The organism is Acinetobacter ursingii DSM 16037 = CIP 107286 (assembly GCF_000368825.1).
GTDB classification, from domain to species: Bacteria; Pseudomonadota; Gammaproteobacteria; order Pseudomonadales; family Moraxellaceae; genus Acinetobacter; species Acinetobacter ursingii.
On the sequence record NZ_KB849711.1, the window covers coordinates 294,635 to 311,802 of the forward strand.

General features: G+C 40.9%; 13 protein-coding genes. 3 read left to right on the top strand and 10 right to left on the bottom strand.

Going from position 1 to position 17,168, the window contains the following annotated elements; all coding sequences use genetic code 11:
• Positions 1-395: 395 nt before the first annotated feature.
• Positions 396-659 carry a hypothetical protein gene (locus tag F944_RS02325; RefSeq protein WP_004986177.1) on the bottom strand — a complete coding sequence of 88 codons (264 nt, stop codon included), beginning with the start codon at positions 657-659 and terminating at the stop codon, positions 396-398.
• Between the two features lie 385 nt (positions 660-1,044).
• Positions 1,045-2,277 (bottom strand): tyrosine--tRNA ligase, encoded by a 1,233-nt coding sequence (tyrS, locus tag F944_RS02330; RefSeq protein ID WP_010588976.1) that lies wholly within the window; start codon positions 2,275-2,277, stop codon positions 1,045-1,047.
• Positions 2,278-2,338: 61 nt separating this feature from the next.
• On the opposite strand from tyrS, the gene F944_RS02335 reads away from it, so the two are divergent.
• Positions 2,339-3,469 carry an anhydro-N-acetylmuramic acid kinase gene (locus F944_RS02335; RefSeq protein ID WP_004986183.1) on the top strand — a complete coding sequence of 377 codons (1,131 nt, stop codon included), beginning with the start codon at positions 2,339-2,341 and terminating at the stop codon, positions 3,467-3,469.
• Positions 3,470-3,539: 70 nt separating this feature from the next.
• Here F944_RS02335 and erpA read toward each other — a convergent pair whose 3' ends face one another.
• From erpA to F944_RS02355, 4 genes are all read right to left on the bottom strand, one after another.
• The gene (gene erpA, locus F944_RS02340; RefSeq protein WP_004986186.1) at positions 3,540-3,875 is read right to left on the bottom strand and encodes an iron-sulfur cluster insertion protein ErpA; all 336 of its coding nucleotides are present in this window, start codon (positions 3,873-3,875) and stop codon (positions 3,540-3,542) included.
• Positions 3,876-3,995: 120 nt separating this feature from the next.
• On the bottom strand, positions 3,996-5,000 hold the full coding sequence (locus F944_RS02345) for a putative solute-binding protein (protein ID WP_004986189.1): 1,005 nt from the start codon (positions 4,998-5,000) through the stop codon (positions 3,996-3,998).
• Positions 5,001-5,290: 290 nt separating this feature from the next.
• A complete protein-coding gene (locus tag F944_RS02350) occupies positions 5,291-6,295 on the bottom strand; it encodes a putative solute-binding protein (RefSeq protein ID WP_004986192.1) in 1,005 nt (334 codons plus the stop codon).
• 266 nt (positions 6,296-6,561) lie between these two features.
• A complete protein-coding gene (locus tag F944_RS02355; protein ID WP_010588977.1) occupies positions 6,562-7,569 on the bottom strand; it encodes a putative solute-binding protein in 1,008 nt (335 codons plus the stop codon).
• Positions 7,570-7,832: 263 nt separating this feature from the next.
• Between F944_RS02355 and F944_RS02360 the strand changes: the two genes are divergently transcribed.
• Positions 7,833-9,767: an ATP-binding cassette domain-containing protein gene (locus F944_RS02360; protein WP_004986195.1), complete on the top strand. Its 1,935-nt coding sequence runs from the start codon at positions 7,833-7,835 to the stop codon at positions 9,765-9,767.
• 386 nt (positions 9,768-10,153) lie between these two features.
• Positions 10,154-10,390 carry a DUF2171 domain-containing protein gene (locus F944_RS02365; RefSeq protein WP_004986196.1) on the top strand — a complete coding sequence of 79 codons (237 nt, stop codon included), beginning with the start codon at positions 10,154-10,156 and terminating at the stop codon, positions 10,388-10,390.
• An 86-nt stretch (positions 10,391-10,476) separates the two neighbouring features.
• On the opposite strand, the gene gyrB is transcribed toward F944_RS02365, so the two are convergent.
• The 4 genes from gyrB to dnaA all read right to left on the bottom strand — a co-directional run bounded on the left by gyrB (position 10,477) and on the right by dnaA (position 16,725).
• The gene (gene gyrB, locus F944_RS02370; RefSeq protein WP_004986198.1) at positions 10,477-12,945 is read right to left on the bottom strand and encodes a DNA topoisomerase (ATP-hydrolyzing) subunit B; all 2,469 of its coding nucleotides are present in this window, start codon (positions 12,943-12,945) and stop codon (positions 10,477-10,479) included.
• Positions 12,946-12,992: 47 nt separating this feature from the next.
• Positions 12,993-14,075, bottom strand: coding sequence for a DNA replication/repair protein RecF (recF, locus tag F944_RS02375; RefSeq protein ID WP_004986200.1), 1,083 nt, complete (start codon positions 14,073-14,075; stop codon positions 12,993-12,995).
• Between the two features lie 15 nt (positions 14,076-14,090).
• The gene (gene dnaN / locus F944_RS17230) at positions 14,091-15,239 is read right to left on the bottom strand and encodes a DNA polymerase III subunit beta (protein ID WP_004986202.1); all 1,149 of its coding nucleotides are present in this window, start codon (positions 15,237-15,239) and stop codon (positions 14,091-14,093) included.
• Positions 15,240-15,330: 91 nt separating this feature from the next.
• Positions 15,331-16,725, bottom strand: a complete 1,395-nt coding sequence (dnaA, locus tag F944_RS02385; RefSeq protein ID WP_004986203.1) for a chromosomal replication initiator protein DnaA — start codon at positions 16,723-16,725, stop codon at positions 15,331-15,333.
• Positions 16,726-17,168 lie beyond the last annotated feature (443 nt).

Below are 17,168 nucleotides of genomic sequence, written 5' to 3' on the forward strand. Positions count from 1 at the left end.
TCTCTCAAATAAACTTCGAGTAATTTAAACCAATCAATTAATGATAATATTTCGATCAATCAATTAGTAAAAATCCACACAAGTTGTTCTTCTATTCTCTTAATGATCTATTCCTTACCTCGTCAGTAAGAAATTCAACTCAATACAAACCACTCAACCTTAACCCTAAAAGCCAAGATCTTCATCGTGTATCGCGTCGGGATGCTGCGTATTTTATACAGTTTTTAAAGCAACGCAAGCCCTGAAAGCATTTATTTTCAATAGATGCACTTTTTTTCAGCAATTTAGCCTTGAGCGTTCAACAAATAAACATAAATTGATTATTCTTCAAACTTGGCATTAAAAAAAGTACATGCAAGCATGTACTTTTAGCATAAATGGAATCTTAGACGTCTTCAGTGAATATGGTAATTACCGCGTACATCAATCACTTCTCGAATCATTTGCTGTCTTCCTATATAACTTTCCCCAAAGAAAAATAGTTTTGCTCGATAAGGTAATCTGGACATGACCATGCTTGATAATTGGTAATTTTCAACAACATCTAATTTATCTAGATAATAATGCGCTAATAAATACTGTTCTTCTTCAATAGCGCTAGGATCTGTGTCAAATAAAAAAGTGATAAGCCAGTTGAGGTGTTGTTGATCAAATCCCATGGATAGCTCTCCTCTCGTTGTTTTTATCTACTAAGATGTAGTTTCTATTAGGTAAATATCATTTTTACTGATGAGTGCAGTTTATCTATAATGGTTCGCGAGGACGCTCTCCTTAAACTTCAACATGTCATGAATTTTTTGTTTAATCTATTTATACCGTAGTTTTTTCTGTTGTACAGGATTTATTTGCCTTTTCCTAAAAGAATTCGATTGTGATCATTTTACTGTTTGTTTGACTTATTTTTATGTATTTATGCGGATAAACAAAGTGATACTCACCATAGTTGTACAGCTCATATTCATAATTTAACAAAGCATGAATTGGAATATAAAGAAAAAGCAGACACGAGGTCTGCTTTAGAAATATCACAAAATTTTGTATGTATTAGTCAATGAAAGTGACTCGAGCAATGGCTTTTTTGCCTGCTTGTATAATGTAGGTCTGGTTCTCTTTGACAGAGAAATTGGCATCGACCACGTTCCAGTCTACTTTCACGGCGCCACGAGCAACCGCATCTTTGGCTTGAGCTGCATTTTTGGTGAGTCCTGCCAAGCGAAGAATAGAGGCAATAAAAATTTCTCCTCCAAATTCTCCACGAGATATCGTCACTTCTGGCGTATCTTCTGGAATTTCACCTTCAGTAATGATATTACCCGCACCTTTATGCGCATTGGCGGCGGCTTCCGCGCCATGAAAACGCTCCACCAACTCAATCGCCAGAATCTTTTTCAGCTCTTGCGGATTACGACCGTCAGCCATTTCTTTGAGCAGAGCTTGAACCTCATCCATGGATTTAAAGCTGAGTAATTCGAAATATCGCTCAATCAGGATGTCAGGCATCGATAGGACTTTTTGATACATCGCACCAGGTGCATCAAATACGCCAATATAATTGCCTAATGACTTAGACATTTTGTTGACGCCATCCAAACCTTCAAGAATTGGCACCGTAATACATACTTGTGATTCTTGTCCGTAACGGCTTTGTAAGGTACGACCCATCAGCAAGTTGAAGGTTTGGTCTGTTCCGCCAAGTTCCACATCTGCTTCAAGTGCAATTGAATCGTAGCCTTGAACCAGTGGATATAAAAATTCGTGAATCGCAATCGGCTGATGGCTGTTATAGCGCTTAGTGAAATCATCACGCTCTAACATCCGTGAAACCGTTTGCTGACTGGCCAATTGAATCAAATCTGCCGCAGATCGTTGATTAAACCACTCTGAATTAAAACGCACTTTGGTTTTATTGGGATCAAGAATTTTAAAAACCTGTTCCTGATAAGTTTTGGCATTGGCTTCGACCTGTTCACGGGTTAACGGCGGACGTGTCGCACTTTTACCCGTTGGATCGCCAATCATAGCCGTATAGTCACCAATCAAGAACGTCACTTCATGCCCAAGATCCTGAAAGGTTTTAAGCTTATTGATCAAAACAGTATGACCAAAATGTAAATCTGGCGCAGTTGGATCAAAACCTGCCTTAATTTTTAAAGGACGATTTTCCTTGAGTTTCTTCAGCAGATCCTCTACAGAGATAATTTCATGAGTGCCTCGTTGAATGAGGGCAAGCTGTTCTTCAGCAGGCAAGAAATTTGACATCACAAAACCTAAACACATCAGTTATTCAATTTGTGCGATATACTAACACTTTTTCAGCAGATTGCAGGCGAAGTTAATCATGACATCGATCTATATTGGGGTAATGACCGGTACCAGCATGGATGGGGTCGATTTGGTTGCTGCTTCATTTGATCCTTTACATCTTCATGCCACTTTAACCATTCCCTTTGAACCTGAGTTGCGTGATGAGCTGATGGCGCTGACCTTGCCGGACGATAATGAAATTGATCGCATGGGTAAAGCTGATGTCACACTAGCGAAGTTGATTGGTCATGGGATTAATGAGCTGATTGAAAAAAACCATTTAGATCGCAGTCAAATCAAAGCTATCGGTTCACATGGCCAAACCATTCGCCATCGCCCTGAACATGGCTTTACCTTGCAAATTGGTGATCCGAATATCATTACAGAAATTACAAAAATTCCTGTAATTTCAGATTTCAGACGTCGTGATATGGCCGCTGGCGGGCAAGGTGCGCCCTTGGTTCCCGCATTTCATCAGGCTATTTTTCAACATTCCAGTATTCATCGGGTGATTTTAAACTTAGGCGGCATTGCCAATGTCAGTCTGCTTCCCGCAGGTCGTCCAGAGGATGTTTATGGTTTTGATACAGGACCTGCCAATATTTTAATGGATGCGTGGTGCGAACGTTATACAGGTCATCCTTATGACGAAAATGGCAATTGGGCAGCCTATGGCCATCCCATTCGAGGGTTATTAGAACGCTTGCAAGCGCATGAATTTTTTTCCAAAGAACCGCCAAAAAGTACGGGCCGTGAAGACTTTAATATCGACTGGCTGGATGATCAACTTGCTGACTGGCGTAATGATGAACTGGAATATGACGAGTTAGAAGATACTCCTGAAAATGTACAGGCAACCTTGCTTAAACTTACCACGCGCGCGATTAAAAAAGCTATTTATCGCTCTGATCTGGATACAGGTGAAGTCTATGTTTGCGGTGGCGGTGCTTATAATTCACATTTATTAGAACAACTACGCTGGCGTTTGCGCAAACATAATTGGTCGGTGCAAAGTACCAGTGTACTTGGATTATCGCCAACATGGGTTGAAGCTACGGCGTTTGCATGGCTGGCCATGCGTTTTATGACGCAGCAAAGCGGTAACTTGCCATCAGTCACTGGTGCAGAAGGATTTCGGGTATTAGGAACCATGACCTGTGTTTAGAAAGGCATGATCCTTTGAGCCCTTTCTAACTAAAAAATCCCCTATTGGGGATTTTTTTATGCATCAAATTTTAGATCGAAAATGAAGAACCACAACCACAAGTCGTAGTTGCATTTGGATTTTGCACCACAAAACGTGAACCTTCCAAACCTTCAAGATAGTCTACTACTGAACCAACCAGATATTGATAGCTTAAAGAATCGACCAACATGGTGACATCACCATTTTCAAACTTGGCATCATCTTCATTGGCACTTTCAGCAAAATTAAAACCGTAAGAAAAACCAGAACAACCACCACCCGTCACGTAAACACGTAACATTAAATCCTGATTCCCTTCGCTGTCACGGAGTTGGCGCACTTTTTTGGCAGCATTATCTGAGATAACAAGAGCTTGGGCATTCATGATGGGGTCCTCAACCTAAATCTGATGTCTTATAAAGAACAAGACCATATACAGTATAACATACACAATATATGGTCAGTTCTGGAAGTTTAAACTTTATTCAGACTATTTGTATCAGGATTATTTATAATTTTCATCCTGTAATGCGCATTCAAAGTTTTTCGGATTTTCCTTACAACGGAATTGCCACAATAGTTTCATCATGCGTTTATCGTAAATACCTTTTTTGGTCAGGTTTATACGCGATTCACGCATCAACTTTTGATAGCCAGGTTTGTCTGCCTCAGGAACATCCATCCAGTACTTTTGAGGAATATCCGCCTTCATTTTACCTAAAATAGTAAAAGAACGCGGCAACTGGGTTTTAACCCAATCACGTGATTTTTGACCAAATCCCGCAGGGAATTTATCAGGACGAATAATCAGGTTACCTGTGACCTGTAAAATAGGATAATTCACAATTGCACCCTTTGTACCTAAACCTTTATGTAGCTCAAGTGCTTTAAAGGCGGCGGCAGGTGCACCAATGATATCGACCTGATGGTTATTAAATTTTGCACCAAAATTAGTGACATCCGCACTCACCGCTTGCGCACCAATTTGTTGAACCATAATTTTTTGTGCTTCATCGTAATCTAAAACGGCAATTTTTTTACCTGCGGCTTTGGCAACCGTATTGATATTGCGGTCATTGACCAGCAAATACGCATCACCAATTGGAATGACACCCACCACTTCATATTGACCTTGAGTCATATATTTGGCAAATGTAGGACTTGAAAGACCTTGCATGATCTTCACTGCAAGTTTTAAATCAGGAATGGCGCCAATGGCGTCTAAAGAACCCGTAAATGCATTGAACTGTCGACCGCGTAAGCCTGTGATACTGACGCCATCACATTTACCTGCTTTAAAATCATCCGCAATCACACTTTCATTTTGACTGACTTTAAGCTCGATATCCGCGCCCCAGTTTTTGGCGGCCAATTGATAGTCTTTCATTACACTATAGACATCGCCATTTTTTCCAACCAAGTCAAAAACACAAATGGTTTGTTTTGCTTGTACTCCCATAGATGCCGCCAATAATCCAGCTGTCACTGCGAGAGTTTTTGACCATTTCATATATTTACCTTCCATTATGAGCGTTGTTGTTTTTGTTTGCTGATCATACAGATGCACTCCAACACCTGATCATGTTTCAATCCCGTTCAACCGATAAGTTCACATGTCGAGCAAATCACGTATCTAAAACCCTTTAGGTTTCAGTTTAAGTTTTCGTAATCACTGATCCATGTGAAGTTATTGTTTAATTTTAGATTATCAACTTTATACACCGTATCAATGGCTGAACTGACAGTATTTTAGAAATAAAAAACTCGGAAATTATTCCGAGTTTTTTAGCAAAATCAATATTATTCGCCAGCCATCGAACATTCAAAATTGGCTTTATCTACTGAACAGCGCGCTTTTTTCAATACAGACATCATACCAGCATCGTACACACCACGTTTAGTCAAATCGATACGACCATCTCGCAGCAGTTTTTGATATTTTAATTTGTCTTCTGGTGTCAAGTTCATCTTGTATTTCGCAGGAATTTGCGCTTCAAGACGGTTGATCATTGCAAAGCTCTTTGGTAATTGCTTCACAAACCAATCACGTGATTTTTGACCAAAATCAGCAGGGAATTTTTCTGGACGAATTACCAAATCAGCAGTGACGTGCAAAACTGGGAAATTCATCATTGCACCATTGGTACCCAAACCTTTATTTAACTCAAGTGGCTTGTAGGCGTAGGCTGGCGCACCCACCATATCAACCTGACCATTGTTAAATTTGGCAGCAAAGTTAGAAATATCAGATAAAACGGCTTGTGCACCTACACGTTGAACCATGATTTTTTGCGCATCGTCATACCCCAATACCGCAAACTTTTTACCCGCTGCTTTTTCTACCGAGTTAATGCTCTTGTCACGTACAAAAATAAAGGCTGAACCTAATGGTGCAATCCCTGCAACTTCATATTTTTTACCACCGAGATTCGAAGTTAATTTTGCAGCGTTACGTGCATCTAACACATAAGTAATCGCGCGTTGCGCAATCTGGTTATTAGGTACACCACCCAAAGAGTCGATTGAACCAGCAAATTTATTGTATTGACGAGCACGCATTGCAGTCATGGTTACTGCATCACATTTACCTGCTTTAAAATCATTGTCTGCAACAGCTTCGTCCTGACGCGGAACCAACGTAATGTCAGCACCCCAGCCTTTGGCTGCCAATGCCCATTCTTCCATCATTTTATACGACTCGCCTGATTTCCCTAGCAAATCGAATACACATACTGTTGCAGCTTGAGCTGTTACCGAAACACCAGCTAAAGTGGTAGCGGCCAGAGCGAATGCAATTTTTTTCATATTGTTGTTCCTTTGTACATAATTTCCAGTTAGGAGTATCCTTACACGGCAAATATTAATCGGGTTATTTAAAAAAAAATAGAGTATTTACTCCACTTTTTGTGGAAAAATGAATATTTATTGTACAAAATCGTGAATGATTTCTTATTTTTAGTAAAATTCAATTAAAGATACATAAATAAAATATTAAAAGATAAAGAGTTTTCTTAAAATTTATTTTTTTAATCGAAAAAGAAAACTCTTTAGGTCATTTTAAGATTTTTTGTTTATTCTCCGCCTAATGAACATTCAAAATTAGTACGCTCTACTGTACAGCGCGCCCGCTTTAATACTGTCATCATATTGGGATCATAAATTCCCTGTTTTGCCAAATCGATACGCCCATCTCGCAATAGTTTTTGATATTTGACTTTTTCCTCATTACTTAAATTAATTTTGTATTTATCTGGGATACCTGCCTCTAAACGGCGTACCATCGCAAAATTTTTCGGTAATTGATTTAGAAACCAATGACGTGATTGTTGACCAAAATTAGTCGGAAATTTATTTTGTCGAATAATCAGATCAGCCGTAATATTTGCGACAGGAAAGTTAATCATCGCCCCATTATTGCCTAAGCCTTTTTGAATTTCGAGAGGTTTATAGGCATAGGCAGGTGCGGGGACAATATCGACTTGTCCGCTGTTAAATCGAGCGACGAAATTGGAAATATCTGAAGCGACAGGAACAGCGCCCACACGCTGACTCATAATTTTTTGGGCTTCATCATAATGCAAGATTGCAATTTTTTTGCCTTTGACACGTTCAAGATTATTAATATTGCGATCACGTACAAATAAATACGCCTGACCAATCTGAACAATTCCCGCTACCTCATATTTATCTCCATCAATCGTAGTGGTTAAACGATGATTATTGCGTTTGTCCAAGACGAAACTAATGGCTTTTTGTGCGATTGAGTTATTTGGAACTGCACCTAATGCATCAACTGAGCCAGCAAATTTATTGTAAGGACGTGCACGCATGGAAGTTATATAAACAGCATCGCACTTGCCTTCGCGAAAATCTTTTTCTGCTTGGGCTTCATCCTGACGCGGTATGAGATTAATATCTGCATTCCATGCTTTGGCCGCCAGCGCCCATTCCTCTAACATTTTGTAGGAGTCACCTGCTTTTCCCAATAAATCAAAAGCACAGACATTAATTTGAGCATGAGCAGTTGTCATCCATCCAGACAACACGGTCGCCCCCAGTATCGAAAGTCCTTTATTCATCATCGCATTCCTTATCCGACTTTTTTTGCTTAGTTTTTGTTCTCTATTGATTACTATACTCATTATCTTAAGCCTGACTCAATCAAAAATAGAGCTTTAGCTCTAAAAAAGCGTAAATCCTGCCAGTTTTCTGACGAAATGCATCATTTTTTCGACACAATTCAAGTTTCTGTAAAATAGATAACACTGACTAAAACTTTGTCTTATTTTGCATATCCCTTTAAAATGGTCGCCTTTCTTTATGATGTAGCGTGTTCATTTCCATGATTCAGCTTGACCAGTTTTCAATTCGCCGCGGCGGACGTGTTTTATTTCAAAAAGCATCGATGCAACTGCATCCAGGCTGGAAAATTGGGTTGACTGGCGTCAATGGTGCAGGAAAATCCACTTTATTTTCTGCATTATTGGGGGGAATGGAAGCAGATAGTGGCAGCTTAAGCCGTCCAAATGTATGGACTGTGGCTCACATGGCACAAGAAATTAAAGCCTTAGACATGAAGGCGATTGATTTTGTGCTATCAGGAGATGAAGAGTACTGGACAATTCAGCATCAGCTTGAACATCCAGAACAACTCAGCAATGATGAATTGGCGCATCTGTATAGTCGATTTGATGAAATTAATGGCTATTCTGCCTCAGCCAAAGCTTCACAATTAATGGCAGGTCTGGGTTTTTTTGAACACCAATCTCAACTGGACGTATCCAGTTTCTCAGGGGGTTGGCGGATGCGCCTGAATCTGGCAAGAACCTTGATGAGTCGTTCAGATTTACTGTTGTTGGATGAACCGACTAACCATTTGGATTTAGATGCGATTTTATGGCTGGAAGACTGGCTCAATAGCTATGAAGGCACATTAGTCCTGATTTCACATGACCGTGATTTTTTAGATGCAATTACCGATCATATTTTACATATTGAAAATCAGGAACTCACCCTATATACAGGCAACTATTCGACCTTTGAAACCACCCGTGCCGAACGTTTAGCGCAACAACAACAAGCTTTTGAAAAACAGCAAGAAACTCGCGCGCATTTACAAAAATATATTGATCGATTTAAAGCACAAGCCACCAAAGCACGTCAGGCGCAAAGTCGAATTAAACAACTGGAAAGAATGCAAGAGCTAGCACCTGCGCATGTGGATACGCCGTTTACCTTTAGTTTTCGTGAACCAAGTAAAATGAGTTCACCACTTTTGGCTTTAGAACACGCTGATATTGGCTATGCAAGCAAACTGATTGTGACCAATGTTAATTTACAAATCACCCCGACCAGTCGAATCGGTTTATTGGGGATGAATGGTGCTGGAAAATCAACGCTGATTAAATCTTTAGTGGGGGATCTTCCATTGATTCAGGGGCAACGCTACGCCTCAGAATTACTCAATATTGGTTACTTTGCCCAGCATCAGATGGATGCACTAGATGGCAATGCCAGCCCGATGCTACAACTATCCCGCATTGCCGATAAAAAAATCAGTGATGCGACTCTACGTGCCTTTTTAGGCAGCTTTGGCTTTAGTGGCGAACGCATGGACACGCCAAGTGAAAGCTTTTCTGGGGGCGAACGGGCGCGTTTGGCATTGGCATTAATTGTCTGGCAGCGTCCGAATGTGCTGATTTTGGATGAACCGACCAACCATTTAGATCTAGATATGCGCCATGCCTTGACCATGGCCTTGCAAGATTTTGAAGGCGCGGTGGTGCTGGTTTCACATGAACGTCAGTTAATTGCCAGCGTCTGTGATGAGTTGATTCTAGTTCACAATGGTCATAGTCAAAGTTTTGATGGTGATCTCAATGATTATGCCAACTGGCTACGTCAAGCACGCAACGACATGATCAAAAAAGGCCAGCAACCTGCTGCCCCTGTGATTTCAGAAGTGACTGCCTCACCTACAACCTCGAAACTGGATAAAGAAGCCTTACGTAAAGAAGCTGCTCAACGTCGTGAACAAACCCGACCGATTCGTAAAAATATTGAAAAATGCGAAACTCAGATCGAAAAATTTCAATCACGTTTAGTTGCCATTGAAACATTACTTGCAGATAGCTCACTCTATGAGGCAAATCGTAAGGATGATCTGCTTAAACTCATGAATGAACAAACTGATCTGAAACAAAAACTAGAACAAGCGGAAGAGCAACTTTTGGAACTCATGATGCAATTGGAAGAGCTGGAAAGTTCTTTTGATTAAGATATGCTCTGAGCATTTAAATATTGGGCTGTAGCTTTACAGCCCGACACATTCATTTGCCTAATCTTACAAGTCGACTATTTTTTTCAGTCTTTTAAAAAATATAGCGTTCTCTTTTTATTAAATTTTTACTTTATAAAAAAATTAATTCCTTGATTTTAAATAAAAATATAAATTAACAGACCTCACCAGCAAAGCTTGATCTTTTGATGAAATCGCTATAAAGGCTTACATAAGCACTGCACACCTGTTTTAAAAAACCCTTAGGCTGGATGTTAAGGCACAGCACTGATGCTGTTTTAAGTTTGATTTAATGACTTGCCTGCTTGATACAAAGATCAAGTCAATAACATGAAACATCATGAAATATATGAGGGACAATACTCATGGCAACTATCAATGTACAAGATATTCAACAACATGCCGAAGTCGTCGGTTCAGATCATCAACATGTTGGTACAGTCGATCATTTAGATGGTCAGGACAAGATCAAATTGGCTAAAAATGATCAATCTGCAAATGGTCAGCATCATTATATTCCAACTCAATGGGTACAACAGATTCAGGGTAATCAGGTAGTACTCAATAAAACAGCAGATCAAGTTTTCCAACAGTGGCAATAACAGGTTCAGGGAAGTCAGGTTGAATAAGGACATTCAAAAAAAACAGGCGCTTTTTGCGCCTGTTTTTCTATATGAATTTTTACAGATTAAGCATCAATATCTGCATTCAATGCATTTTCTTCAATAAAGGCACGACGTGGTTCGACATCATCGCCCATCAAGCAACTAAACATACGATCTGCTTCAATCGCATCATCGATGGTGACTTGCAGCATATTGCGGTTTTCAGGATCCATGGTCGTTTCCCAAAGCTGCTCTGCATTCATCTCACCCAAACCTTTATAACGCTGGATCATCATCCCACGGCGTGAATCCTGCAAAATTTGCTGCCAGACCTGATGGAAATTATTCACATTAATCTTGCGCTCGCCTTTTTGCAAATACGCGCCTTCTTCAAGCAACTTAAACCAGCTCTTGGAGTTTTTCAGTAAACGGGCATATTCAGCCGAATTCAGCAAGCCTGCATCTAACAAGTAATGGTGCGGCAAGTTATGCACATAAACTGTCACACGAGGCCAGCAGTGAATCGATTTTTCACCTGTCGGTATTTCACGCTCAAAGCTTTCCAGACTAATCTCTGGACGTAAACTTGGCTGCAACTTTTCAATGGTTGCGCGTAATTGTTCAGCCCATTGTTCCACATAAGGACGATCCTGACTTTGATCTGCCTTAAACGGTTCAACTTCAAGCAAAGCATCGAGCAAACTTGCAGGATAACGCTGAGTCAGACGCTGTAAGCTTTTTTGCGAGACTTGATAATCTTCAATGACTTTGGCCAAAGCTTCGCCATTGATTGCAGGGGCATCGGCACTAATATGCAATTCCAGATCATCAATGGCATTGGAGATCAGGAAGCTTTCTAAGGCCTCATTATCCTTGATATAGAGCTCTTGCTTGCCTTTTTTCAGCTTATACAACGGCGGTTGTGCAATATAAATATGACCGCGCTCGACCAGTTCTGGCATTTGACGGAAGAAGAAGGTCAATAATAAAGTTCGGATATGTGAACCATCGACATCCGCATCGGTCATAATGATGATTTTATGATAACGCAATTTATCAGGATTATATTCTTCACGCCCAATTCCACAACCCAATGCGGTAATCAGTGTGCCGACTTCCTGACTAGAAATCATCTTGTCAAAACGCGCACGTTCCACGTTCAGAATTTTACCTTTCAGCGGTAAAATCGCCTGCATTTTACGGTTACGACCTTGCTTGGCACTACCACCCGCGGAGTCACCCTCGACCAGATACAATTCTGACAAAGCAGGATCTTTTTCCTGACAATCGGCCAATTTACCCGGTAAACCTGCAATATCCAGCGCACTCTTGCGACGCGTCATTTCGCGGGCTTTACGCGCGGCATCACGGGCACGTGCGGCATCAATAATCTTGCCTGCAATGGATTTGGCTGCCTGAGGATTTTCCAGCAAATAGGCTGAAAATTCTTTATTCATCGCCTGTTCTACCGCAGGTTTGACTTCACTCGACACCAATTTTTCTTTGGTTTGTGAAGAAAACTTCGGATCTGGGACTTTGACTGAAATAATCGCGGTTAAACCTTCACGCGCATCATCACCCGTAACGGCAACTTTTTCTTTTTTCAGTAAGCTTTCATTTTCCATGTAGCTGTTTAAGCCACGAGTCAGTGCTGCACGGAAACCAGCCAAATGCGTTCCACCATCTTTTTGCGGAATATTATTGGTAAAGCAGCGTACATTTTCCTGATAGCTATCATTCCACTGCAATGCCACTTCAACACCAATGCCGTTATCAGCATCCACGGTAAAGTGAAAGATGTCATTCAGATGAGTTTTGCCTTCGTTAATGTATTTTACAAACTCAGACAAACCACCTTCATAGTTGTAAATGTGTTCCAGATTAATCCGTTCATCACGTAAAATAATCTTCACACCCGCATTTAAGAATGAAAGTTCACGCAAACGACGCGCCAAAATCTCCACATGAAAAATAGTTTGACTAAAAGTCAATTCACTTGGCCAGAAACGTACTGTCGTCCCTGTGCTATCCGTTTCACCGACCACACGTAATTTGTATTGTGGATCACCATGATGATATTCCTGCTCATGGATTTGACCCGCACGATGAATCGTCAGTTGCAATTTGCTGGAGAGTGCGTTGACCACGGACACCCCCACACCATGCAGACCACCTGAAACCTTATAACTATTGTCATCAAACTTACCACCCGCATGTAGGATAGTTAGAATCACTTCTGCAGCAGAAACACCCTCTTCTGGATGAATATCAGTTGGGATACCACGACCATTATCTGAAACACTGACCGACTCATCTTCATGAATCGTGACAATAATCTCATCACAATGACCTGCCAAGGCTTCATCGATTGCATTATCAACCACCTCAAAAACCATGTGGTGCAAGCCTGTCCCATCATCTGTATCACCAATATACATGCCTGGACGCTTACGCACTGCATCCAAACCACGTAATACCTTGATACTAGAGGAATCATATGCCTTTTCGTTTGATTGTTCTGTTGGAGAGGCAGATTGAGACTCTGAACTCATGGTTTCTCCCTAGCAAATTTATGGATCAATCCCCAGTGGGGAAAAAATCAAATGGGGACAGCCCGAACCTGACCATGTTCCACGTTGAACAATTGATAAGATACAGCCAGATCCTGTAGGTGATGTTGTACCGCTTGTTGATCTAAAGTGGTCATAAAAACCTGACTACCTAACTGGCTTAATCGTTCAATTAATCGCCGCTGTGCGGCATGGTCTAATTCTGCTGTCAAATCATCTAATAATACCACAGTTTCCTTATTACTCGCATGTAACATTGCAATCTGTGATAGTTTTAAAGCCATCATCAGGAGCTTTTTTTGCCCACGTGACAGCACATCATCCGCATCGCCCAATGGCGTTTTTAAACGCAAATCGGCACGATGAGGACCATATTCGGTATATCGCCGTTCAACATCTTTGGCATGATATTGAATCAGATCATTGAACAATCCATGCTCTTGGTGAAAACCCGCCTGATAATCTAATTCAATACGCAGCTCAGGTAACAATTGCTGTAAATCCTGCTGCAAAAAAACCTGCCATTGCTCGATCATCAATGAGCGCTGGTTATGCAACATCTCTCCATAAGCTGCCAGAAGTTTGTTCCAGGGTTCCAACTCTGCCAGTGAAATCTGGCGAGAATGCTTCAGCAAGCTGTTGCGTTGTTTCAGCGCTCTGGAATATTGCTGCCAAGTGGTATAAAACTCAGGTTCCACGTGAAACATGAGCCAATCCAGCATTTGTCGTCGTGGTTTGGCACCATGATCTAAAATATCGGTACTTTGTGGGTCGATATGTTGTAAAGGCAACAGTTTGGCCAATTGTCCCTGCGTCGCCACAGGATCACCATTCACTTTAATCAACTGCTCGCCTGTGGCTAGTTTACGCATTCCCACTTTTTCAACGGCAGATTGAGCAAATACAATCGCGTCTTGTGCGCCATGCTGAATATAATGCTTGGGCGTATAAGTTCGAAAAGAACGTCCAGTCGAAAGCAGATGGATGGCTTCAAGCACTGAGGTTTTACCCGAACCATTGGCGCCGTAAAAAACGTTAAACGGCTGCAACCCAGACAGTGCAACCGTTTTTAAATTGCGCACACGCTCGATATTTAAACGTGTTATATGCATAATCGGATCAGTTCTTTAGACACGCATTGGCATCACAACATAAGTTTGATCGGTATGTGTCGGATCCTGTAACAACACGGATTGATTGGCTTCAGTCATGGTCATACTGACGTCATCACCATCCAACACATTCAATACATCCAGTAAATACTGTGCATTGAATGACATTTCCATTGAGGTATTTTGATATTGAATGGCTAAATCTTCAATCGCCTCATCCTGTTCAGGATTATTGGCACGTAGTTGTAATACATCAGGATTAAAGTTTAAGAACACACCACGTAATTTTTCATTGCTCAGAATCGCGACACGTTGCAAAGACTGCTTAAACACATCATGCGCAATTTGAGCCAGTTTATCGCCACCACGTGGAATCACACGGCGATAATCTGGGAATTTACCATCAATCAACTTGGTGGTAAAACGAACGGTAATATCACCTTGTTCTTTATCACGACTTGGTGTTGTAATCGTCACATTGAGCAATTCTCGTCCAATCAATAACCGTAATTGCTCATCTTCGATACTCAGTAAACGCTGTAATTCGCCCACGGCTTTACGCGGTACAATAGCTTGCACCAGTTGAGTCGCATTGGATGAAGCCAAAACTTCACACAAAGCTAAACGATGACCATCAGTCGTCACTGCACGAAGTTGATTTTCATCAATTTCCAGTAAAGTTCCAGTCAGATAAAAACGCACATCCTGAACTGCCATCGCAAAGGCTGTTTTTTCAAACAAACGTTTAAGTTCACGTTGCGTGACCTGAACCTGTGTGCCCTGACTATTTTCAGTATTCAGCAAAGGATAATCTTCTGCGGGTAAGGTCCCTAGCACAAAACGACTATTGCCTGATTTTAAAATACAACGCTGGTCTTCTGTAATTTGCAGATCAATCAATGCCGCTGTAGGCAATGATTTGCAGATATCCATCAATTTACGTGCAGGCGCGGTCGTTTCACCAGATTGCAAACAAGCACCCTCAGCCAACGTCGTACTGGCTACCAGCTCCACTTCCAGATCAGAACCAGTAATGGTCAAAGCCTGATCAGTGGCCTGAATTTTAACGTTTGAAAGAATATTTAAGGTATGACGACGCTCCACCGCACCTACAACATGAGACAGAACATTGACTAAACTTTCTTTAGCGATTTTCAAACGCACAATTCATTCCTCTAACAACTGAAAGCCATTATTTCATTTTTTAGCAGTGTACTATGCGGGAGTTGATACGACTTTGCAACTGCCCTGATGCTTAACTTTGCAGTAAGCGCAACAAGTTTTTATAGTCTTCATTAAAGATCGGATCTTCATCTTTTAAACTTTGTACTTTTTCACAGGCATGCATGACCGTACTATGGTCACGCCCACCAAAAGCCATGCCAATTTCAGGAAAACTATCACCTGTAAGCTCACGTGCCAAGCCCATCGCCAATTGTCTTGGTCGCGCATAAATACGAGTACGTTTTGGCCCGATCAACTCTTTTAGTGGAATACGGAAATATTCACTGACCACGCGCTGAATATTTTCGACACTAATGGTTCGCGCGCGAATGGCTAGCACATCTTTTAATGATTCTCGAACCACATCTAAATCAATTTGCGATCCCTTAAAACGGGCAATCGCCACCACTTTATTTAAAGCGCCTTCAAGTTCACGGACATTGGCCACCACTTGCTGGGCAATGAATAGAGCGCAATTACGCGGCAAATCAACGCCACTGTTTTCAGCTTTTTTTAGTAAAATTTCGATACGGGTTTCGATATCAGGTGGTTCTACACCCACAGAAAGTCCCCACGAAAAACGCGAGACCAAACGTGGATCAAGTTCCGTTAATTCTTTAGGATAGCGATCTGAAGTGAGAATAATTTGTTTGGATTCATCCAACAAGGCATTAAACGTATAAAAGAACTCAACCAGACTGGCTTCTTTACCTGCCAACAAATGAATATCATCAACTAACAATAAATCTAATGAACGACAATTTTTCTTAAATTCTTCGACTTTGCCTTTTTGTAAAGAAGAGACAAAATCCTGAACAAAACTTTCGGCAGTCATATACATGACCCGCGCATTGGGCTTGGCTTGTAATAATGCATTGCCAACTGCTTGCATTAAGTGCGTTTTACCTAAACCTGTCGGTCCATATAAAAATAAGGGATTATGCTGCGAGGCTCCCAGTTGGGTTAAAACCTTACGACAAGTTTCAGCCGCCATTTGGTTAGAACGACCTTCAACAAAAAGTGAAAAAGTAAATAAAGGATTGAGTAAACGTTTTTTTGAATTTAAATTTTTAGCTGTGGCTGTCGATGCTACCTCAGCAACTTCTTTTTTTACTCGAGTCGGTGCTGCCACCGTATTTAAGGCAGCTGTAGTGGTTGCTGGCTGTTCCGTTGGGGATAAAATCGCGCCAGGACGTGAATCCACTAAAATATCCACCTGACGAACACGACCTTCTGATAACTGCTCCGCCAGAATTGAGATCAATTCCAGATGATGTTCCTGAATATAACGTGTCCAATATGGATTTGGCGCATATAAACGTAAGGTATCCTCCGCTTCCTCAGCAACCAGAGGGCGGATCCACATCGCAAAGACATTATCAGAGAGCTCTTGTCGCAAGCGATTTAAGCAGTCTGTCCACAGCATGTGATTCCCCTATCTCTTTTTAAATTCAAAAAATAAACTGCCCTTCCAAAAGAAAGGGTCGCCATTCTAACCAAGTTATCCACATCTGTCATGAACGAAACCATCATGTTTGTTCAAAAAGAATCCTTTCGCGCTTTAAATTTAAATTCAAAGCGCTTGTGGATAAGTTTCACCATAAGCTGGGGATAGTTTTATAAGATGAGTTATCCACAATTTATAAGTTTTATAAAAACACAGTTATTCACAACTCAACAAACTGATTTTTAAATTTAAATCATCACTTTCCACAGAAAAAACGCGCCCTAATAAGAATAAATTTAAATTTTAAAATTTGAATTTATTTAATAGCGTCTCACTCGCTGTGGATAATTTAGCGATTTATGAATTTAAATTCAAATGCGCAACGCAATCACCAAATTCATCCTAAGCTTGTTGATAAACAT

Bases quoted from the DNA above. Each gene is read 5' to 3' on its own strand.
- F944_RS02325 (WP_004986177.1), bottom strand. From the start codon at position 659: ATGGGATTTGATCAACAACACCTCAACTGGCTTATCACTTTTTTATTT.
- tyrS (WP_010588976.1), bottom strand. From the start codon at position 2,277: ATGTGTTTAGGTTTTGTGATGTCAAATTTCTTGCCTGCTGAAGAACAG.
- F944_RS02335 (WP_004986183.1), top strand. From the start codon at position 2,339: ATGACATCGATCTATATTGGGGTAATGACCGGTACCAGCATGGATGGG.
- erpA (WP_004986186.1), bottom strand. From the start codon at position 3,875: ATGAATGCCCAAGCTCTTGTTATCTCAGATAATGCTGCCAAAAAAGTG.
- F944_RS02345 (WP_004986189.1), bottom strand. From the start codon at position 5,000: ATGAAATGGTCAAAAACTCTCGCAGTGACAGCTGGATTATTGGCGGCA.
- F944_RS02350 (WP_004986192.1), bottom strand. From the start codon at position 6,295: ATGAAAAAAATTGCATTCGCTCTGGCCGCTACCACTTTAGCTGGTGTT.
- F944_RS02355 (WP_010588977.1), bottom strand. From the start codon at position 7,569: ATGAATAAAGGACTTTCGATACTGGGGGCGACCGTGTTGTCTGGATGG.
- F944_RS02360 (WP_004986195.1), top strand. From the start codon at position 7,833: ATGATTCAGCTTGACCAGTTTTCAATTCGCCGCGGCGGACGTGTTTTA.
- F944_RS02365 (WP_004986196.1), top strand. From the start codon at position 10,154: ATGGCAACTATCAATGTACAAGATATTCAACAACATGCCGAAGTCGTC.
- gyrB (WP_004986198.1), bottom strand. From the start codon at position 12,945: ATGAGTTCAGAGTCTCAATCTGCCTCTCCAACAGAACAATCAAACGAA.
- recF (WP_004986200.1), bottom strand. From the start codon at position 14,075: ATGCATATAACACGTTTAAATATCGAGCGTGTGCGCAATTTAAAAACG.
- dnaA (WP_004986203.1), bottom strand. From the start codon at position 16,725: ATGCTGTGGACAGACTGCTTAAATCGCTTGCGACAAGAGCTCTCTGAT.